This is a genomic window from Streptococcus castoreus DSM 17536 (assembly GCF_000425025.1).
Taxonomy (GTDB): domain Bacteria; phylum Bacillota; class Bacilli; order Lactobacillales; family Streptococcaceae; genus Streptococcus; species Streptococcus castoreus.
The window spans coordinates 87489-109255 of sequence record NZ_AUKZ01000003.1 but is presented as its reverse complement, the minus strand read 5'-3'; the positions used below and the strand labels follow the sequence as shown (position 1 = coordinate 109255).

The 21767-nt window shown below is 39.9% G+C and carries 17 protein-coding genes, 1 tRNA gene, 1 other RNA gene and 1 pseudogene; 9 read left to right on the top strand and 11 right to left on the bottom strand.

The genetic code is table 11. The features are described 5' to 3' along the window. Nucleotides 1–34 precede the first annotated feature (34 nt). Both H346_RS0100520 and H346_RS09510 read right to left on the bottom strand, forming a co-directional pair. Complete coding sequence (locus H346_RS0100520) at nt 35–2254, bottom strand: RelA/SpoT family protein (protein ID WP_027969337.1); 2220 nt, start codon at nt 2252–2254, stop codon at nt 35–37. A gap of 360 nt (nt 2255–2614) precedes the next feature. Continuing rightward, nucleotides 2615–3847, bottom strand: coding sequence for an LPXTG cell wall anchor domain-containing protein (locus H346_RS09510; protein ID WP_051188339.1), 1233 nt, complete (start codon nt 3845–3847; stop codon nt 2615–2617). 312 nt (nt 3848–4159) lie between these two features. On the opposite strand from H346_RS09510, the gene H346_RS0100510 reads away from it, so the two are divergent. The 4 genes from H346_RS0100510 (at nt 4160) to H346_RS0100495 (ending at nt 7808) form a co-directional block, all read left to right on the top strand. Beyond that, nucleotides 4160–5302 (top strand): YSIRK-targeted surface antigen transcriptional regulator, encoded by a 1143-nt coding sequence (locus H346_RS0100510; protein ID WP_425262072.1) that lies wholly within the window; start codon nt 4160–4162, stop codon nt 5300–5302. Between the two features lie 382 nt (nt 5303–5684). Beyond that, entirely contained in the window at nt 5685–6143 is a 459-nt protein-coding gene (gene nrdI / locus H346_RS0100505) for a class Ib ribonucleoside-diphosphate reductase assembly flavoprotein NrdI (protein WP_027969335.1), read from the top strand. Nucleotides 6144–6249: 106 nt separating this feature from the next. Then, the gene (locus H346_RS0100500) at nt 6250–7287 is read left to right on the top strand and encodes a M42 family metallopeptidase (protein WP_027969334.1); all 1038 of its coding nucleotides are present in this window, start codon (nt 6250–6252) and stop codon (nt 7285–7287) included. Between the two features lie 26 nt (nt 7288–7313). Then, nucleotides 7314–7808 (top strand): kinase, encoded by a 495-nt coding sequence (locus tag H346_RS0100495; RefSeq protein ID WP_027969333.1) that lies wholly within the window; start codon nt 7314–7316, stop codon nt 7806–7808. A 149-nt stretch (nt 7809–7957) separates the two neighbouring features. Here H346_RS0100495 and H346_RS0100490 read toward each other — a convergent pair whose 3' ends face one another. The 9 genes and pseudogenes from H346_RS0100490 to H346_RS0100450 all read right to left on the bottom strand — a co-directional run bounded on the left by H346_RS0100490 (nt 7958) and on the right by H346_RS0100450 (nt 16865). Beyond that, nucleotides 7958–8794 (bottom strand): endonuclease/exonuclease/phosphatase family protein, encoded by an 837-nt coding sequence (locus tag H346_RS0100490; RefSeq protein ID WP_027969332.1) that lies wholly within the window; start codon nt 8792–8794, stop codon nt 7958–7960. 81 nt (nt 8795–8875) lie between these two features. Further along, the gene (locus H346_RS0100485) at nt 8876–11065 is read right to left on the bottom strand and encodes a PTS transporter subunit IIBC (protein WP_027969331.1); all 2190 of its coding nucleotides are present in this window, start codon (nt 11063–11065) and stop codon (nt 8876–8878) included. Nucleotides 11066–11319: 254 nt separating this feature from the next. Further along, nucleotides 11320–12330: a LacI family DNA-binding transcriptional regulator gene (locus H346_RS0100480; RefSeq protein WP_027969330.1), complete on the bottom strand. Its 1011-nt coding sequence runs from the start codon at nt 12328–12330 to the stop codon at nt 11320–11322. Nucleotides 12331–12506: 176 nt separating this feature from the next. Next, nucleotides 12507–13250 carry a 16S rRNA (uracil(1498)-N(3))-methyltransferase gene (locus H346_RS0100475; RefSeq protein WP_027969329.1) on the bottom strand — a complete coding sequence of 248 codons (744 nt, stop codon included), beginning with the start codon at nt 13248–13250 and terminating at the stop codon, nt 12507–12509. After that, nucleotides 13250–14203: a 50S ribosomal protein L11 methyltransferase gene (gene prmA / locus H346_RS0100470; RefSeq protein ID WP_027969328.1), complete on the bottom strand. Its 954-nt coding sequence runs from the start codon at nt 14201–14203 to the stop codon at nt 13250–13252. The genes H346_RS0100475 and prmA overlap by 1 nt, the downstream gene beginning before the upstream one ends. Before the next feature lie 117 nt (nt 14204–14320). After that, nucleotides 14321–14766: pseudogene (locus tag H346_RS09505) on the bottom strand (NUDIX domain-containing protein). Between the two features lie 35 nt (nt 14767–14801). After that, the gene (locus H346_RS0100460) at nt 14802–15146 is read right to left on the bottom strand and encodes an ASCH domain-containing protein (RefSeq protein WP_027969327.1); all 345 of its coding nucleotides are present in this window, start codon (nt 15144–15146) and stop codon (nt 14802–14804) included. Nucleotide 15147: 1 nt separating this feature from the next. Continuing rightward, nucleotides 15148–15618: a DUF3013 family protein gene (locus tag H346_RS0100455; RefSeq protein ID WP_027969326.1), complete on the bottom strand. Its 471-nt coding sequence runs from the start codon at nt 15616–15618 to the stop codon at nt 15148–15150. Between the two features lie 152 nt (nt 15619–15770). Then, entirely contained in the window at nt 15771–16865 is a 1095-nt protein-coding gene (locus H346_RS0100450; RefSeq protein ID WP_027969325.1) for a DNA/RNA non-specific endonuclease, read from the bottom strand. Nucleotides 16866–17643: 778 nt separating this feature from the next. Here H346_RS0100450 and pabB point away from each other — a divergent pair. From pabB to H346_RS0100425, 5 genes are all read left to right on the top strand, one after another. Then, nucleotides 17644–19401: an aminodeoxychorismate synthase component I gene (gene pabB / locus H346_RS0100440; RefSeq protein ID WP_027969324.1), complete on the top strand. Its 1758-nt coding sequence runs from the start codon at nt 17644–17646 to the stop codon at nt 19399–19401. A gap of 33 nt (nt 19402–19434) precedes the next feature. After that, on the top strand, nt 19435–20019 hold the full coding sequence (locus tag H346_RS0100435; RefSeq protein ID WP_027969323.1) for an aminodeoxychorismate/anthranilate synthase component II: 585 nt from the start codon (nt 19435–19437) through the stop codon (nt 20017–20019). Nucleotides 20020–20031: 12 nt separating this feature from the next. Then, nucleotides 20032–21306: a replication-associated recombination protein A gene (locus H346_RS0100430; protein ID WP_027969322.1), complete on the top strand. Its 1275-nt coding sequence runs from the start codon at nt 20032–20034 to the stop codon at nt 21304–21306. 83 nt (nt 21307–21389) lie between these two features. Then, nucleotides 21390–21584, top strand: a non-coding RNA gene (ssrS, locus tag H346_RS10115) — 6S RNA. After that, a tRNA-Lys gene (locus H346_RS0100425) sits at nt 21585–21657 on the top strand. Nucleotides 21658–21767: the final 110 nt, after the last annotated feature.

The following is a 21767-nucleotide window of genomic DNA, read 5'->3' as shown; positions in this document are numbered from 1 at the left end:
ATTCCTATGGTGAAATATAGGATGCTGGTTTTGCTTAACCATTAGTTCGTTTGACACTATAAACATCAGGGACTGCTTTGATTTTTTCAACAACTGTTGTCAAATGTGTCAAGTTTGGAATGCCAAAGCTAACATGAATATTGGCAAATTTCATATCTTTTGTCGGCTGGGCATTGACAGTGGAAATACTTTTGGTTGAATTGGAGAGAATCTGTAACACATCATTAAGTAAACCACTACGATTAAGACCATAAATATCAATTTCGGCTTGGTAATCCTTGCTGGAATTTTCCAAATCCCACTCAACTTCGATAAGACGTTCTCTATAGCCATCTTGACTCTTGATGTTGTTACAGTCTGCCCGGTGGATGGCAATGCCTCGACCTTTCGTAATGTAGCCCTCAATAGGGTCTCCTGGCACTGGATTACAACATTTTGCAATCCGCATAAGAAGCCCTGATGCCCCTTGAATAATGACGCCATTTTCGCTACGAACTTTGAGAACATCCTTGTTTTCATGCTTAATTTCACCACCATTAACCAATTCTTCCGCTTCCGCCTTGGCTTTGGCTCTTTCTTCCTCACGGCGTTCTTTTTCGGTTAATTTATTGAAAACACTGACAGGGCTAATATCTCCAAAGCCAACTGCGGCATATAATGATTCTTCACTCTTAACACTGACTTTAGGAAGAATATCCTCGATACGTTTTCTATCCAAGTATTTATTGGCAACATAACCTTGCTCTTGGAAATAAGAAACGAGCATTTCACGTCCCTTACTGACAGAGAGTTCTTTGTCTTGATTTTTAAAGAATTGACGAATCTTATTGCGAGCTTTATTGGTTTTTACCAGTTTAATCCAGTCACGACTTGGACCAAAGGAATTCGGATTGGTTACAATTTCAACCACATCCCCCGTTTTTAGTTTGGCAGTTAGAGGGACCATGCGACCATTGACCTTGGCACCTGTCGCTTTCTCGCCAACTTGTGTATGGATGGCATAAGCAAAATCAATAGGACCGGAGTCTTTTGGCAATTCTTGGACGGCGCCTGTCGGGGTGAAAACATAGATACGTTCAGAAAAAATATCTTCCTTGACAGAGTCCACAAAATCAACGGCATCCCCATTAGAAGCATCTTGTAATTCCACCAATTCTTTAATCCAATTCATGCCGACTTTTTGGTCAGCTTGATTCACTTTACCACGGATCCCTTTTTTATAAGCCCAGTGAGCGGCAACTCCATACTCAGCTACTTGGTGCATTTCTTTGGTCCGAATTTGAATTTCAATCGGTCCTTTTGGTCCATAAACAGTGGTATGAATCGACTGATAACCATTGGCTTTTGGGGCAGCAATATAATCTTTGAAACGTCCCGGCATGGGACGCCACAACTCATGGATATAACCCACCATGGCATAAACATCGCTTTGCGTTTCCATAATACAGCGAATCGCAATCAAGTCAAAAATCTGATCAAATCGCTTTTTCTTGTCACGCATTTTGCGATAGATAGAATAAATGTGTTTAGGGCGACCATAAACATCACCAAACAAGCCTTGATCTGTGGTATAGGTCTTGATTTTATTAACAATGTCATCCACTAAAGCTTCACGCTCTCGGCGTTTTTCATTCATCATGTGCGAGATTTTGTAAAATTCGGTTTCATTGAGGTATCGAAAAGCCAGATCTTCTAATTCCCACTTGATACGACTAATTCCCAAGCGGTGTGCTAATGGGGCATAGATTTCCATGGTTTCACGCGAAATACGTTCTTGCTTGTCTTTACGCAAATGTTTGAGTGTGCGCATATTGTGCAGACGATCTGCCAATTTCACCAAAATAACACGAATGTCTTTGGACATCGCCATAAGCATCTTGCGATGATTTTCTGCTAATTGCTCTTCGTGTGATTTGTATTCGACCTTTCCAAGCTTGGTCACACCATCAACAATATCACGCACGTCCTTGCCAAAGTCCAACTCAATATTATCCAAGGTAATATCTGTATCTTCCACCACATCATGCAAAAAACCACAGGCAACAGTCACAGCATCCAAATGCAGATCTGCCAAGATCCCTGCGACTTGGATAGGATGAACGATGTAAGGTTCACCCGATTTTCTAATCTGATAAAAGTGAGCAGCTGTTGCATAATCCAAGGCTTTTTGGACAACACCCACATCCGTATCATTCATGTATTTGGTTGCCATGATAACAACTTCTTCTCCCGTTAAAGTGATTTCTTTAGCCATTCTCATCCTCGTATAACTTTTCTTTTACCTATTTTAACACGTTCACCCTCAAAAGCAAAAGGTGGAGAGTTGCTCTCATTACCCTATCTCACATCCCCCTTTTCTTTTAGAGTCATATTTTCATGACATTGCATTGAAAGGGGTCGTTTTTATGATTGATACAACCGCTTTCATCAGATATAATAAAGCCTCGAAACCATTATTCAGGAAAGTCAACGCTCAAAAAAACAGGTGAGTCAGGACATCAAAAACACCTAATCCTTTTCATTTCTAACAGACGAATCGTAAGAAAAGAGACTAGAATATCAGCATTTCTAGTCTCTTTTTAAATTGTCATATCTATTTAGGAATAAAAGGGGATTAGTTTTCTTCTTTTTTACGTTTAGAAGATACAGCAACCATACCAGCACCAGCGATAACAGATAAGGCTGCAATTGTGAAGAATGGATTAGTCTCTTCACCTGTTGATGGTAATTGACCAGTTTTAGCTGATGAAGCAGTTGTTCCTTTATTTGAAACGTTACCTTGAGTTTGTGGTGACAATGATTTCATCTTGTCAGCAATCTCTTTCTTCAAGCGATCAATTTCTGCCTGTAGACTTGAGTTGTCACGGTCTTTCTTATCAAGCATTTCTTTAAGTTTAGCAAGTTCTTCAGCATGTGCTTTCTTGACAGCTTCAAGTTCTTCTGTCTTCTTAGCCAATTGTTCTTTAAGAGTAGCAACTTCTTTGTCAAGTTCTGCAATCTTAGCATCTGCTTCTGCTTTAGCTTTTTCAAGTTCAGTAACTTTAGCTTGTGCTTCAGCAAGCGCTTTGTCAGATGCTTCTTTTTGTTTCGTTAACTCTGTGATTTCAGCTAATTTCTCAGCCATTTCACGTTTAGCTGACTCAATCAAACGGTTATAGCTTGCAAGGTTTTCATTAAGTTTTGCAACCTCTGCTTTAAGAGTTTCAACTTGAGCTTTTGAGTCTGCATTTTCAGCAGATAATTTTTCAAGTTCAGCTAGTTTTTCAGCCATTTCACGCTTAGCTGACTCAATCAAACGGTTGTAGCTTTCAAGATTTTGCTCTAACTCAGTGTTACGTGCTTGACTAGATGCTAACTTCTCAGTAAGTTCTTTTGATTGAGCAGTCGCTTTAGCAAGTTCTTGCTGGCTTTCTTTCAACTTACCTTCTGTTTCTTTAGCTTTTGAATCGATCGCAATTTTAGACTTAACTGTTTCATCCAAAACTTTATCCAGAGTCTTAATGTTGTCATTTAAAGTATCAACCTCATCCTTTAACTTACCAACTTCATCCTCTAGTTTTGACTTTTCAACTTTTAGCTCTTCTTGAGCCTTTTTAGCAGCTTCATACTTCATCCGCCCAAATGCAGCACTATCCCAAAGTGACGGTTGAGGATCGGTCCAAGGTTTCTCAGAAATGACAACTGGAAAGTCAGCGCTTAATGTTAAACTTGATCTTGTTGATCTCGATCTTGTTGTTCTCGCCTCAACATTTGAACCAGAAGCGAATCCTGCTGCAATCAAGACTGACGCTGCTCCTAAACCAATTACCTTATTAGTAACTTTTTGATTTTTATTTTTCAAAAACATGTTAAATCCCTTTCTACTCCCTTTCAAGAGTACACATTCTATTTTAGTTTACTAGATAATTATAATGGTTTAACCACTTTTTTTTAATCTTTATACGGTTTTAATCAGCATATTTTGTTTTGTTTTTTGTCGAAAAATAGTTACATTTGTTTTTTTAAAACGTATTTCTGTTTATCACGTCGCATTCCTTGCTTTTAAGGTAAATTTAGGTAAACTATATTATTGCCATATACTATATATACTATTATAAAAGGAGAAGTAACTGGTGTGGATACGCTTTTAATACTAAAATCTCTGCATGCTTGTTTAAAAATGTCCATCACGGTATTTGATCAGAATTGTCAAACCGTCCGGCGTTTTTGGAACGACGATTCGTTTGAACTCTTTTATCATTTTGATACAGTAATTAGAAGAATGGAGAAAGAAAACCGTCAGTATTTTTTCTTTCAAGGAGGTTTTCATGAGCTTTTTCTAATGTATCATTACGACGACTCTTATATTTTACTGGGTCCTTGGCGTAGCAATGTGTTTGATCAGACATTTTTTCAAGTGGCTGTTTCTGAAAAAGATTTATCTCAAGATGAACAAACCATGCTTTATCAAGCTCTAAAAAAGCTTCCTGTTTACCCATTAAATACGATTCGTGACCTTTTATTAGTGACTCATTATCTTTTTTCAGGGAAAGTTGAAGATCTCTTGTCGTCCCCTTTGCACCGATTTGTCAATGATTTTTTGGAAGGTTTGGAAGCCAAAAAAACAGAAGTGTTTGGTAAGACGCTTGATACTAAGATTTCGCTATATAATTACGAGCACCTGCTAACAAACCTTGCTCAAGAAGGGGATGTGGATAAGCTAAAGGAACTCGTTTTTTCTGTTCGGAATTCATTTGTCCCTGACATTAGCGGAGATACCCTGCGTTCTGAGAAGAATTATTCGATCATCGCCTTTGATCGCTTGTCTCAAATCGCTATTTCGTGTGGGATGGATATTGTTGAAGCCTATAGTTCTAGAGAAGAATTTATGAAAACGAGTGAACTGGCAACTTCATTACCTAAAGTTTTGGAAATTCGTGATGCGTCATTGGTCTTTTATACCCAAAAGATCGGTGACATCCGCAACAGGCACTTGAAGCATGCTTCGCCAACTGTCAACGCTATCATTCAATACATCAATATTAACTTGCACAAAAACTTATTAACTCCTGAGATTGCGGAGCATTTCCATATGAGTGAGTCCAAACTCCGACAAGTTTTCAAACGAGGAACGGACCTCACCATTTATCAATACACGTCTAACATGAAAATTCAAAAAGCTAAAGCATTGCTACGTGCGGCTTATAGCATTCATGAAATTTCAGATATTTTGGGATTTGCTGATCCATCGCATTTTTCAAAGTTTTTTAAAAAGAATACCGGAGAAAATCCGAAATCTTATCAGAACCGTCAACACGACTAGTCGAAAGCTTGGTTGTCAAGGATATTTTCTTGCTATCAAGCTTTTTTGAATGCTCTCACACTATTATAGTTCCTCATAACTTTAACTTTCTTGGGCAATCATCACTGAAGATAGCTTAAAAACTCAAAACAGGTTGGGCAAGCTGTTTTATCATCTGCTTCCAAGAATGTCTCTTAACGGTTTTTGTATTTTCGACTAAATCTAGAAAACTCTGTTTTCCTATTTAAGGTATCTATGTTTCAGAATGTCATCACCCCTTTTTGAAAAAGCATGGCGATTTTTTCTTCTTGTGTCTGGTATGGAAGATGGCTTGTTTGATTTGTTTATTATGATGGATTATGCTAAGCTTGTTTGTATATATATCTTATCAAAGGAGGCTTTTATGTCAGACTTAACTATTGTTTTTATCAGCCTTAGTGGCAATACCCTTAGTTTTGTTAAGCGAATGACATTTTATTTAGAAGAAAAGCATCAGCTGAAAATCAAAGCAATTAATGTCAAAGACCTCAAGCGCCAAACCTTTCCTATTAAAGAGTCCTTTATTGCGATTTTACCAACTTACTTGGAGGGGGGCAATGGCATTGATTCTGGAGAAGTCGAGATCCTGACCAACCCTCTCGGAGATTTTATCGCTGCACACGATAATGTTAAGCATTGTCTAGGAATTATTGGTTCTGGTAACAAAAACTTTAACCATCAATATTGTTTGACGGCGAAACAGTATGCCAAACGATTCGGTTTCCCAATGCTTGGCGACTTTGAACTACGCGGTACTAATGCTGATGTTGAACGACTGGCACAAGTTATCTTAGAGACAGTCGCAATAAGCAAAAAGTTTTGAAAAACACCATGACAAAAATGTCATGGTCGTTGCAAGTTGGGTTCAGATAAGTCAGTGTTATTACTGTAGCACCTTATTAAAAAACGATTTTTAGATTGGAGTTTGTATGAAAACAACCGTAGATTATCTCAAAACATTAGTTAATATTCCCTCTCCGACAGGTTTTACCAATGCCGTTATGGACTATGTGCAAAAGGAGGTGACGACCTTTGGTTATGAACCCATTCGGACTAAAAAGGGTGGTATTATGGTTTCTGTCAAAGGAAAAAATGATACCAAGCATCGTGTGGTGACAGCTCATCTAGATACTCTTGGCGCCATGGTTCGTGGGATCAAACCTGATGGTCGTTTAAAAATGGATTTGATTGGTGGTTTTGTCTACAATGCCATCGAAGGAGAAAATTGTACCGTTCACGTTGCTAAATCTGGTAGGGAAATTTCTGGAACGATTTTACTTCACCAAACCTCCGTCCATGTTTATAAAGATGCTGGAACGGCTGAGCGCAACCAAACAAATATGGAGGTGCGTTTGGATGAAAAAGTCACAACGGCTGATGAAACACGGGCACTTGGTATTGAAGTGGGCGATTTTATTTCCTTTGCACCACGTTTTGAGCTGACAACATCAGGATTTGTCAAATCACGTCATTTAGATGATAAGGTCAGTGCAGCTATTCTTATGGAACTCTTGAAGCTTTACAAAGAAGAACAGGTTGCGTTACCATACACCACTCATTTTTATTTCTCTGCTTTTGAGGAGGTTGGGCACGGTGCCAATTCTAGCCTACCTCATCAAGTGGTCGAGTACTTGGCGGTTGATATGGGCGCTATGGGAGATGACCAAGCCACTGATGAATACACGGTATCCATCTGCGTTAAAGATGGTTCTGGTCCTTATCACTACGATTTGCGTCAACAGCTCGTTGCTCTTTGCCAAGACTACCAGATTCCTTATAAGTTAGATATTTACCCTTATTATGGCAGCGATGCTTCTGCTGCTATGCGGGCGGGGGCTGAAGTTCGTCATGCTCTTCTTGGGGCTGGCATCGAGTCAAGCCACTCTTATGAGCGTACCCACAAAGATTCTATCGCAGCGACCGAGCGTCTAGTGGATGCTTACTTGAAAAGTCCTATGATTGATTAGGGAACTCACTCTAGAAAGTTTTCTATATGACTAAACGCATTATTATCCGGGGAAATTCCGCTAGTGGGAAAAGCAGCTTAGCAAGAGCCCTCCAAAATGCATTAGGAGAAAACTGCTTACTTCTTTCACAAGACAAGTTACGCCGTGAAATGCTTCTTGCTCATGATGGTTTTGACACCCCAACCATTTCCCTTATTTTGAATTTGCTCGATTATGGACAGCAACACTGTGACTACATTATCCTAGAAGGGATTTTAAAAGCTGATTGGTATCAACCTGTTTGGGAAGGCATTGCAGAGCGATTCCAAGGAAAAATCTATGCTTACTACTATGACTTACCTTTTGAGGAAACTGTAAAACGGCATGCCAGTAGGCAAAAGGCATTGCAGTTTGGCGAGGAAAGTCTCAAACGCTGGTGGCAGCAGCAGGATTACTTGAAACTTATTCCGGAAAAACGATTGACTGCTAAACTAAGTTTAGAAGAGGTCGAACACCTCATCTTAGAGGACATTCATCACTAAAGAAAAAAAACAAACAGGTCTCTTCTGCCCTTGAAGCTGGATAGATCTGTTTGTTTTTCAATTATAAAAGCTTCTTCTCACCAAAGTTCAGATTTTAATAGAGACAGCTATTTCTTTGGCAGAGTAAGGCTGACTAAGCCTGTAGGGCATCAAGGTCTCTGATTATCCTTAACCCATTCTAACTCAACACCTAGGCCATAATGATCACTTACCACTGGGGCATCTCCACCTTCAAAAGTAATCTTAGAGGATTGAATCACAAAGTCTTTACTTGTGAAAACATGATCTACTTTGAAGGCGTCTTTATTGTCTTCCCAACCGTCAATGTCAGCCACGATGCTATGATCTCCAAAAACTTGGTCAGCGACTTTGTGGCTATCTTGCAGGTTTAAAGGACTATCTAGAATCACTTGATACCCTTTTTTATCTGTGGGGTTATTAAAATCTCCCATTAACATCAAGGGGCAATCCAGAGCGAGTAACTTTTGTTCCAGTCTTTGCCATTCTCCGAGAAATCCTTTATCAAGCCAAGATAAGTGCACGTTGACGATAGCAACCTCTTGACCAGCCAATTTCGTTTTAGCCACTAAAGATCGTCTCGTGTGGTAGTCCGTCTCATCATCCATAGCCGACACAAGAACATCAGAAACCTCGATCGGTTGTTTAGATAAAACAGCAACACCTTCATGGTAAATGCCATAGCCAATATGGTTATATGCCCAAGACCAATAATAATGTTGCCCTCGCTTTTTAAGGTAATGAACCAAAAGCAAGGCAAAGTGATCTTTATGAATGGCAGGTGTCCCTACAATAGCTTGATAACCTGGTAAATCTATCGCCAACTCACTTTCAATTAATTGATTAATTTCTTGCAAACAAATAACATCATAGTTTTCTGCTAGGATATGCTCAGCCAAATCAAATAATTTTTTAAGGGCATTGGCTTCCATCCAAGAATGGGTGTTAAGCGTTAATAGCTTGATCATCATTTCTCCTTTATAAGACAAGAAGAGTCATAGAGACCAAGCTATATCTTGCTCAGATCTATCACTCTCTTTTCTATTCTGTTACAGCTCTACTGTTGCCACCAAACTCTTAGCCGGTTGAACTCCTAGGGCTGTCAAGGTAACATCTTGAATTTCTACTGTATTGGTAAGGGCGACAATAATAGTTGTTTCACGCTCCGCTGATTTGATAGCAGCTAAATCAGCCACGACCAAAAGATCACCTGCATGAACACGTTGCCCTTCTACCACTTTCACTGAGAATGGCACACCATTCAAAGCGACCGTATCAAGACCAATATGTACAAGCACTTCTAATCCGTTATCTGTTAATAAACCAAAGGCATGTTTGGTTGGGAAAATGCTGGTCACAAGACCTGAAACTGGAGCATAAACATTCCCATTAGTTGGTTCAACCGCAAAACCATCTCCCATCATTTTCGCTGCAAAGACTTGATCCTTAACACTTGTGATAGGGAGAACTGTTCCATCTGCCACTGATAAAATCTCTTCCGTCACTTGTCTAAAGTCTTTTGCTGGAGTAGGTTTGCCAGTCATATTTTCCACATTAACTTCTGGAATAAGAGCATCTGACTCAAGTAAGTCTTGAATATCTGACTTTAGAATGTCAGCTTTAGGACCGTAAACTGCTTGAACACCACTGCCTTTAAGAATTAAGCCCATGGCACCAGCTTTCTTCCAATGTTCTTGTGCACTCACCTTAGCAGAGTCCTTAACCGTCACACGTAAGCGGGTCATGCAAGCGTCAACATCTATAATATTGTCACGCCCACCAAGAAGATTGATGATTTGAACAACTTGTGACTTGCTATCTGCTACTTGAACAGATGTCTTAGTAGCTGCTTGGTTATCTTCCAACAAATCCGCATCATAGTTACCTAAGCGACCTGCTGTTGCTAGGTTCATTTTCTTAATCATTGTATCTGCAATGAAATACATAATAACCGCAAAAAGGAGCGATACCCAAATGAAATTAATCAAGTCCATCCCTAGACCTGCTTTAAGTGCCATTGGTGTACGAGTCAATAATTCGATGTTTCCAAAAGAATGCAGACGTAGGTTTACAAGGTCAGCCATAGCAAATGATGCTCCTTGAACAAGGGCATAAACAAAGTAAAGTGGCATTGCAGCAAACATAAACATGTATTCAAGGGGTTCTGTTACCCCGGTCAAGAATACGGCTGCCGCTGCGGAGATAAACATCATTTTGTATTTATGTTTCTTATCAGCATCCACATTACGGTACATGGCCAATGCCACTCCCATCAATGATCCTGTTGCGCCAATCATTTGACCAACTTTGAAACGAGCTGGTGTTACGGTATCCATCAAATGATGATAAGCAGAAACATTTGAGCCTTTTAGGTTAACAAGGTCAGTGACCCAAGCAAGCCACAGCGGGTCTTGCCCAAATACTTGTGTGTTAGCTGCTGCACCTGTCATAACATCGTAGGTTCCTCCAAGAGCAGTGTAATTCATCGGAATCGTCAACATATGATGTAGACCAAATGGCAATAAAAGCCGTTCCAAAGTTCCATATAGGAATGGCGCTAAGATTGGCGCTGAATCTTGCGATGAGGCAATCCACATTCCAAAGCCATTAATACCAGATTGGATCACTGGCCAAATGATTGCCAATAATAAAGCAACAATGGCAGAACGCAAAATAACAACAAATGGGACAAAACGTTTCCCGTTAAAAAATGCCAGGACATCGGGTAAACGGCGATAGTTATAGTATTTGTTATAAGCTGTTGCCCCTACAAAACCAGCGATAATTCCAACAAAAACACCTGTGTTAAGGGCAGGAGACTCCAAAACACTGGTAAAATAGTTTTTAACCACCATTTCAGTTCCTAAAAAGCTCTTAATTTTTGCTTCTGGATCTGCTAGCATAGTGCTGTTAATGCCATAGATAGCACCTGTAATGCGATTAATCAAAATAAAAGCAAGCCCTGAAGCAAAGGCACCACCAGCTCTTTCTTTTGCCCAACTGCCACCAATAGCAAGGGCAAAGAGTAAGTGTAGGTTTCCAATCACTCCCCAGCCAATTTGTGCAACGACATTGCCGATCGTCGCTAAGGTTTGAGAATTTTGGTTGACCATTGGAATAGAGTTTCCAATACTAACCATTAAACCGGCTGCTGGCATAACCGCAATAACCACCATAAGGCACTTACCGAATTTTTGCCAAAACTCAAAACGAAACATTTGTTTGAATGATGTCTTCATTCTACCTCTCCTTTTTTAAACTCCTAAATTAGAATAAGACACTTTTTGCAAAAGGTAACCTGTTCTAATCGGATAATGGTCGCAAACCATTTATGCAAACGTTTGCGTCGTTTGATAACCTCATTATACTCGCCTTCCTTGATTTTGTAAAGCGTTTTCTAAAAAATATCGTGACCTTGATTTAGGGAAAATGCTTTTGGCAGGAGAGGGGGAAACAAAAAACCTTCCGCATTCTTATTTTAGAATCCAGAAGGTTATGGTTCATTTATGATTTTGGTAGACTCTCTTTCAATAATTTGATGAGGAATCAAGAGAATTTCTGACCTTTCCTCGCTAATTGCTAGAACCAGTTCAGCTGCTTTTTCACCTAATTGATAGGGAAAAATTTCAACTGATGTTAAGGAAGGACTTGCTAATTCCGCTAAAACAGAATTATTAAAACTAATCATTGCAAGTTGGCGGTTACCTAGATCTTGTTTTAAAACACGCTGCAAATGGATTGCCAGCATATCGTCACACATCACAAAAGCTGTCTGCGGCTGCTGAATTAGATATGCCTTGACACTCTGTTTAAAATCTTCTCTTGTTTCTGACGAAAGATTGAGGGTTTGGGCTACCAAGCCTTGCGATGCCATTTTTTCCGCATAACCAATATAGCGTTCCGCCTGAACCAATTCGTCCATGTCAGTATAGGCATAGGTAATTTGGTTAACACCTCGATCAAGAAGAAAAGCTGTCGCATCATAGCCAGCTTGGCGGTTATCATTATCCACAAATTTGGCATTGCCGTTGTCCGTTACATAAGATTGCCCAACCACCACACAGTCAACGGTCTGCTTTTTGACAAAATCAAAAACCTTGTCATCGATTTTGGAATACAGAAAAATCAGCTTATCAATATGACCACTACGAATCATATTCTGCACATTCTTAAGCAATTCGTCATCATCGCGACCGGTCGCAAGGCTAAGCATATAACCATTATCGGTACAAACCCCCGCGATGCCCTGAATCATTTGCATAAAAAAGGGGGTGTTCCCTAAAGCATCTTGATTTACTCGAACAGGCAAAACAATCCCAACAGCATTCGACTGACGCTTGACCAAATTTTGTGCGGAATAATTGGGAGAATAATCTAATTCTTCCATGGCTTTTCTGACACGGTCTTTTGTTGCCTGACTAATCACATTATTGTTGTTGATAGCCCGTGAGGCAGTTGAAGGGGATACCCCTGCTAATTTTGCAACATCTTTAATGGTAACCAAAAAGCTTCCTCCCTAACAATCTTTTTATCAGCATAGTCATTTTTTCATAACCTGTCAACTTTTTCCATGACATCTACAACTAGATGAAAGCAGGGGCTGTTTCAAAAGACTTTGTCGAAAACACCTTTTTTATTATGAAAGAACAAATCCTTTCAAGTCTACATCATGATCAATGATTATTGATTCAATTCCAAAGCATAGCTAATAGCGCTTAACACATACAGTGGCGCCGTTTCAGTTCGCAGAATACGAGGACCCAAGCCAACTTTAATTGCGCCAGCTGTTTCAAAAGACTTTATTTCACTTGGGGAAATCCCTCCTTCTGGACCAAAAATAAAAAGTATCTTGGCACCTGATTTAACCTGTCCAAGTTCATGCGCCAAAGTAGCTAATTCACCTGCCTTAGCCGTTTCTTCATAAGCAACGAAAATAGAATCAAAGGAAACTAGCGCCTCTAGGAAATCTGCCTTTTGTCCGAAAAGTTTGACATCTGGTACCTTATTTCGCTTACTCTGCTCGGCAGCGCCCAACACAATTTTACCCAATTTATCTTCTTTTTTTGCTAATTTTTTACCATCCCATTTGACCACCGACCAGTCTGCAGGGTAACCCCATAGTGCTTTGGCACCTAATTCGGTCACTTTCTGGGCAATAAATTCTAATTTGTCTCCTTTAGGAAAGCCTGAAGCGATCGTCACATCAACCGGCAATTCCACATTGTCGGTCAAGGCTTTCAAAATCTCTAACTCATGGGTGACACTATCTGACACTTTAGCCAAATACTTAATCCCGTCATCAAAAATCAAAATTAATTCTGCTTCGTCAGTCAAACGCATGACCTGAAACATGTGCTTGATGGTATCTTTATCGGTAACCCGAAGCCGTTTTTCTGCTTTGCCTTTGATAAAATACTGTTGCATTAGCCACCAACCACTCCTGACATATCATCTGTTTTTTTGAAAATAAGGGCATTCCACTCACCTTGTATCATGTGGGTTTCAAGGAAAAAGCCTGCACTAAAAGCAGCTTCTAAAACCATATCCAATTTTTCAGAAATGATACCTGATAAGATAAGGTAGCCCTCATCTTTGATCAAGCGGTAGGCATCGTCTGTTAGCAGTACCAAAATATCTGCCAGGATATTAGCTACAATCACGTCGGCTTCTTGTTCGATACCCTTTAGAAGATCCCCCGTAACGACATGAATATTGTCTGCCCCTTGGTTTAAATCAATATTTTCTTGGGCAACACGTACCGCCACATCATCTAAATCATAAGCATAAACAGTCTTGGCACCAAGCAAGGAACTGGCAATGGAGAGAACACCCGAACCAGTGCCTACATCAATAACAGTTTCTCCGCCACGCAACACTTGCTCTAAAGCGAAAAGGCTCATCTTAGTTGTGGGATGAGTTCCTGTACCAAAAGCCATTCCCGGATCTAGCTGAATCACTTTTTCACCCGCAGAAGCTTCATAATCTGTCCAACTAGGGACAATGGTTAAATCATGGGTAATACAGGCGGGCTCATAGTATTTTTTCCAGTTATCCGCCCAGTCTTCCTCAGCCAATTCTTGACTGACAACGGTAACTTGTCCCATCTGTAAGCCAAAGTTAGCCAGTTCTGCCAATTGGTCATTGATGGTCAGGGTTATATCCGTTATATTGGTATTACTTGGATAATAGGCTGTAATCGCCACCATATCCGACTGCTCTACCTCTGGGTACAATTCTCCAAAGCGATCCTTTTGCCCAATGTAGTCTGCACTATCATTGATAGCTACCCCTTGACTGCCTGTTTCGATCAAAAGATTTGAGACAGCCTCTTGCGCATCACGATGTACCTGAACTGTCACTTCTTGCCATGTTTGCATACTTATTCCTTTCCATTTTAGAGATTTCCTTTGCTTCACTAATAGCACTATGCTGCCTGTAAAAAATCTTTGGTCTTTTGACAAATGTCTATTAAAATCTCAGTTCCCGTCTTTCTCCTAAAGATGATTTCTAGATGGCTTGTCACTTTCCACCAGTTTCTCTTGAGCAAGATAATCTTTCAGTCTTTCTTGTAACTGAGGGATAACCTTGTCATCTATTAAAAAGCCATCAATCAGTAGCAACTTGTAAGTCTGCCACTCATCACCAAAATTAATTGTTTCAATAAGGATCCTACTAATCTTCGCTACCATAAAATAGAATCACTAATAGGACTGGTTATTCCTTGATAAACTTTTTCCAAAACCACCATATCTTTGGAAATCCCGATTCCCAACTCCTCCCTAACTTCACGTTGCGCATAACCAAATGGCATTTCCAAACCTTCACGACCTCCCTCCTGGTAAATCCCATTTATTAGGATAAGGGATGGGAGGTTATCTCGTAGAATTGTCAAAACATGATGATCGTGAATTAAAGCAATTTTTACGCCTGAAAAGGGCATTCCTACGTCGATGTTTCCATTATTTACCTGCTTCCCTACAGTACTGATAACTCAATGCCGACCACCCCGTATTGGACCTGCTGCTCCCGACAATAGTAGCGCTCCATGTCTTCTGGATGAGCCGTCTCCAATTCTTCTTCCCGGTAACCACATTTTTCTAAAGGTAAGGACTGATAAAGTTGGTCAAAATCATCAAAATAATGAAGCTTAACAACTGTCGTCCGCAACACCTGACTGCTATCATCTGTCCTAATAAAAGTAATTGTATCGCCAATCTGAACCTTCTGGCGCTTTTCATCGTTAAGACGCAACTCAATCGTCTTTATGCCTGTGGCAATCATCGCAAAAGGCCCTGGTGTCAGCATCATCACATGTTGCATTCTAATACCTCGGGTAAGGGTAACTTACTCCCTCTTTCAGACCCTTTTGACCTTCTTCAAAAGCTTGTGCGTTCCATTCCAAACTGAAATCAACCTTGTTGTCATCTGCTAAAAAATCCATTAAATCGCGGTGGCCTTCAATAGCAACATCATTGAGAAATTGTGCAAAGTAAGTCAAAAATTCACGAGAAAAACCCTTCTTAGCATCAAAAGGAAGCGTCACCAAATAATCCTCAGCCTTAAACTGTGACTTGGCAGGGTTGTAAAAGATTACATAGTCCTCAAAGACAATATCCTCATGGGTTACTTCTCCTGTATCATCAATGGTTTCAATGGCATTCTTATTTTGGGCTTCCAAAACAAAAGTCACTTCAACCGCATGGTTTTTCTTGTCCCAATCCATCGCATAATCGTAGTGAAAATACTTGTCCATTTCTTCTTCTAATACTGATAAAAAACCATATTTCGTCATGTTTCATGTCCTTTTTCTTTCTAAATATTGTCATCACCCACTGGTAAATTTAAGGTTTCTTTTCAGAGTTCCTCATATCAAATAGTCTCTTGCATGATTTTACTTTTTCTCTATTAGTCGGTTTAAGGTACAAGAAAAAGGTGAGCCAACTTTTACCATGGAAGTCCTGCCGCAGCTATTTCTGCTTTTGAAGCATACTGACCGTTTGGTCTATGCCATCTCCCTCTCGCATCTCTAGTATAGCCAGACTGGGCTTGTACTTGGGCAAGTTCTGCTTGACGCTGTTGTTCAGCCACTTGAGCAGCTTCAGCTGCTTGGCGTTCTTGCTCTGCTCTTTCTGCTGCCTGGCGTTCTGCTTCAATTCGTTTTGCTTCTTCTGCTTGACGCTTCTCTTTAGCTCGCTTAGCTTTTTCTGCTTGACGCTTCTCTTTAGCTCGCTTAGCTTTTTCTGCTCGGCGCTTCTCTTTAGCTCGTTTTAGCGCTGTTGCTTTTTGTTCCTTAGCTGAAGCTACAATATTTTGTGCTTTACCTGTTAAATAGTCTATTTTTGCATTAGGCGAGATATTATCCAAAACGACTTTGCTTATGCCATTAGCATCTTGTGTCGCTTTACCACCAATATTAATCGCAAGGAGATTCCCTTTTTCATCAATACCAACATATTGCAATGCGACCTGTCTTGGAATTAGTTCATCGCCTTGATATATTGGGGTTACCTTGTAATCCAAATAATAATGTTTATGAGTAGCCAACCAAGAATCCAGACGCTTTTCATAATAAAGCATACTATCTTGATTAGAGGAATTCATGCTCCGATAATGCCCCGTATTTAACCAATTCGTTATTGGTATTAGATTCTTTTTATTATCATTTAAACCACTAAATTGATAACCAATGAGGTGGCCTCTATTCATCAACCAAGCTTTTTTGCGACCATCTCCAAAATAAAATTTAAAATTATGCCAACCAACAGGATTCGTTTTCAATCGAGATTTACGCTTTTTAGTCGGTTCATCTGAATTCTTTAATTGAATATGAGCAAATGTCGCCCTGCCTTTCTCATCTAAGTCCCCTAAAACCAAGACCTTTTTCTTTACAAACGGAAGCGTTCCATTCTTGGTTTCTTTGTATTCGGCGGCATAAACATTAGAACTACCTGTATCCTTTATTGGTCTAATTGAAGTTAGAGAAACCAACGAAGTAATCATCACAAGTAGTGCAAATTTAGAAAAAACAGTCTTTTTCATAACGTTTCCCTCTAGCTCACTTTTAGCGTGGTTTGAGCATTACACGTCATCTATAAATGACAAGCCCTATTGTGGAGAGCTTGTGGTTTTACCTCACCTTTTGAATCATTAGCCCATAAATCATCGTTTCATTTTTACTATCTATTTTTGAAAATGCTTCATTGCTCGTTGATTCTTATTTCTAATCTTCAGATATGCGCTTATACCCTTTTTTAACATAATATTCCTTATCCCAAATCCATTTGTTTTCAAAACATTACAATGCCACCATGTTACACTTTGAATTTTTTAGATTTAATAAGAAAAAAGTTGGTTAAAGCGGACTTTAAACACATCAATTATAGCATAAATCAATCATCTTTTCACTATCATTAATCAATAAACAAATGGTAACTCTATTGTTGGTAAGCGCTTTACCATTGCCTTTTGCAACACTAATAAATGTAATCAATCAAGAGTCCTTTTTAAAAGGCTAAACCGGTTTCTTTATTTTTAGATGCAAAATGGCACAATCACATCAGCAGATCAATACTCTCCCTTAACCATTCACATATCAAACCTGATTGTTATAACGGTCAACACATCCAAAGCAAACAAAGCGGACTTCTTCGCTCCGTTAACAGCTTTATGACAGTATTGTCCTCTAACACTGCAAACAATTAGTTCGTTCCTTAGACCTCATGGCTTTAGAAAATTTAACCCCTTTTTAAACAATTTCACAAAGAGAAATGATACCCTGTCCCCAATCTTGCAAAGGCTTTTGTGATATAATTAAGATATGCACAGAAAAACAATTATTGACTTCAAAGAGTTGGGACAGCGCTACCTTTTTGATCACCCGCTCGTAGAATTAATTGCCAAAGAACACAATCAAGTCGGCACCGTCATTGAACAAGTCGAGCACTATCAAGAACTGGGCTATTACGTTGTTGGCTATCTAAGTTATGAAGCGGCTTCTTTTTTTGATAAGGCATTAAAAACACATGATAGGGGTCTAGGCAGAGAGTATTTTGCCTATTTTACGGTGCACAGCACATGCCAGATAGAGGCTTTTCCTACGGACTATGATAACCTTGACATTCCTAAACAGTGGACCACTAGTATTTCCAAAACAGAATACCAAAAAGTCATCGAACAGATCCATCATCAAATGCGTCAGGGCAATACCTACCAAGTTAATTACACCATTCAATTAACCCAGGAGCTGAACGCTGTTGACAGCTTAGCTATTTACAATAAATTGGTCATTGAACAAGCGGCTGGCTATAATGCCTATATCGCTCATGATGATTTCACCTTGATTTCCGCCAGTCCCGAACTCTTCTTCAAGCAAGAAGGGCTACGCCTAACCACTCGTCCTATGAAAGGAACGACTAAGCGTGGGCTCAACACACGACTTGACAAGCAAGAACACGATTGGCTTGCAAGCGATCCCAAAAACCGTTCTGAGAACATGATGATTGTCGACTTACTTCGCAATGATATGGGGAAAATCTGTGAAACAGGTACGATTACTGTCGATAAACTCTGCGAAGTAGAACAATATTCAACCGTTTGGCAAATGACTTCAACGATTGTTGGAAAACTCAAATCAGATTGTCATCTTTTTGATATTTTAAAAGCCCTTTTCCCTTGCGGATCAATCACAGGAGCACCCAAAATCTCTACTATGGCTATTATCAATGCTTTGGAACACAAACCCAGAGGAGTTTATTGTGGCACCGTTGGTATTAGCTTACCTGATGGTCGCCGACTCTTTAATGTCCCTATCAGAACACTCCAACTAAGCCAAAATCAAGCAACTTACGGGGTCGGAGGGGGGATTACTTGGCAAAGCAAATGGAAAGACGAATACGAGGAAGTACACCAAAAAACTGCCTTTCTCTACCGTCAAAAGCAAGACTTTGTGCTGAAAACAACCGCCAAGGTAACACAACAACAAGTAACTTTACTTGATTACCATCTTAATCGACTTAAAGAAGCCGCCGCTTATTTTGCTTATCCTTATGATGAAATCCGTTTAAGGCAAAGTTTAGCCGCTTATTTAGCAACCAAAGATGACCGCTCCTATCGTTTACACATCACTCTTGGAAAAAATGGTCAGATGAGCTTATCCGACCAAATATTGGAATCCCTAAGACCAACATTTCTCAATGCTCTGCTTACTCTACAAAAAACCAAACAAGAAGACTCTCCCTTTACCTATTTTAAAACCAGCTACCGCCCACACATCAATACCAAACCTTACGAACAAATTTACTACAACCCCAAAGGACAACTTCTAGAAACGTCTATCGGAAATCTCTTTGTTCAACTGGGAAAAAGGCTTTATACCCCACCAATCGAAGCTGGTATTTTACCTGGAATTTACCGTCAACACCTTTTAGATACTAGTCAAGTTCAAGAAAAATGGCTGACGCTAGCTGATTTAGAAAACGCAGAAACTGTTTTCGGAGGGAATGCTGTTCAAGGACTCTACCGTCTAAACGTTAACAAGGATAAGTTAAACTACTTGCATCAAGCCGCCGATGACTAAACCCATCTCTATGATTCATTATTTAAGGAACCTATGATACTCTTAATTGATAATTACGATTCATTTACCTATAATCTCGCCCAATATTTAAGTGAATTTGACCAAACCATTGTCTTGTCTAACCAAGATCCGCACCTGTATGAAATCGCTCAAAAAGCTGATGCCCTTGTTTTTTCACCGGGTCCGGGTTTCCCAAAAGAATCCAATCAGACACCTCAACTCATTAAGGACTTTTATCAAATAAAACCAATGTTAGGAGTATGCTTAGGTCACCAAGCCATAGCTGAAACCTTGGGAGGAAGGTTACGGCTCGCCAAACACGTCATGCATGGGCGACAAAGTCTCATTGAAATCCAATGCTCAACAAAGCTTTTTCGCACCCTACCTAATCAACTAACCGTCATGCGCTACCACTCTATTGTTGTAGATAAGTTGCCAAAAGACTTTATCGTTACTGCTAGAGATTGCAATGATCAAGAAATCATGGCATTTGAACATAAATCCTTGCCACTCTTTGGGATTCAATTCCACCCAGAAAGCATTGGAACCCCAGAAGGTATGACCATAATCACTAATTTTGTCGCTGCTATTAGCCCCTCATTTTTCAAACGCAAATAACGGAGAAATCACATGCCTGATAATTTAGCACTGAGAATGCGCCCTAAAACCATTAACCAAGTGATTGGTCAAAGCCATCTCGTTGGTGAAGGAAAAATCATTCGACGCATGGTAGAAGCCAACATGCTATCTTCTATGATTCTTTACGGTCCTCCCGGCATCGGAAAGACTTCGATTGCTAGTGCGATCGCAGGTACCACCAATTTTGCATTCAGAACTTTCAACGCTACCACTGATAGCAAAAAACGTCTCCAAGAAATCGCTGAAGAAGCCAAATTCTCTGGAGGGCTGGTCCTGCTACTCGATGAAATCCACCGACTTGATAAAACCAAACAAGATTTTCTATTACCCTTACTAGAAAATGGCAATATTATCATGATTGGTGCAACAACTGAAAATCCCTTCTTCTCTGTGACCCCCGCTATTCGTAGCCGTGTCCAAATTTTTGAATTAGAACCGTTATCAAACGAAGCTATTAAACAAGCCATCCAAACCGCCATTACCGACAAAGAAAGAGGCTTTACTTTTGAGGTAAGCCTTGATAAGGATGCTCTTGATTTTATTGCTACAGCCACCAATGGTGATCTCCGCTGCGCCTATAATTCTCTAGACCTAGCCGTCATGTCAACTCCCCCTAATGAGAATAACAATCGTCATATTACTTTAGATACCGTTGAAAATTCCCTGCAGCGCAGCTACATTACCATGGATAAGAATGGCGATGGACACTATGATGTTTTATCTGCTCTCCAAAAATCAATCCGTGGTTCCGATGTCAATGCTAGTCTTCACTACGCCGCAAGGTTAGTAGAAGCTGGTGATTTACCAAGTCTTGCAAGACGCTTAATTGTTATTGCCTACGAGGATATCGGTCTTGCTAATCCCGAAGCACAAATGCACACAGTCACTGCTCTTGATGCAGCACAAAAGCTTGGCTTTCCAGAAGCACGCATTCTAATTGCGAATGTGGTTATTGATCTAGCCCTTTCTCCAAAATCCAATTCTGCCTATCTGGCTATGGATGCTGCTTTAAACGATTTGAGAACATCAGGTCATTTACCAATCCCAAAACACTTGAGAGATGGGCATTATACTGGCAGTAAAGAATTAGGCAATGCCCAAAACTACCTTTATCCCCATACCTATCCAGAAAAGTGGGTTAAGCAACAATACCTACCTGATAAACTTACCGGTAAAAATTACTTTGCCCCAAATGAAACAGGAAAATACGAACGTGCCCTAGGAGCCAACAAAGCGCGCATTGATAGGTTTTCTAACAAGTCATAACCGCAAAACACGAGCAAACGGTTACATTTTTTTATTTTAGGACTTGAAAAAATCTGAAAAAATGGTATCATAAATATACAGAATTATTGCTGTGGCATACGAGTCCACATCTAAGTGTTGACCGACTATTTTTTTGTATTTTCGGGAAACAAAGTCTCTTTCTAGTATGCAAGCCGTTTCACGCGGAAGCAACTTCAAGAAAGGGTATGTTACCCACCTGCTTATGTTGTGCGGGTTCAATACAAAACGTGGATCACCGGTGCCAATACAGCATTCTTGCCTCCTTAGCTCAGTTGGTAGAGCAGTAGACTCTTAATCTATGGGTCACAGGTTCGAGCCCTGTAGGGGGCATCATACTATACAGTAAAAAGCCTTTGTTTAAAGGCTTTTTGGGTTGTTTGAAGATGGGGTGTCCCCGAAAAATTTCTTTTTTATGCTATACTATAATCCGAAAGACTTAT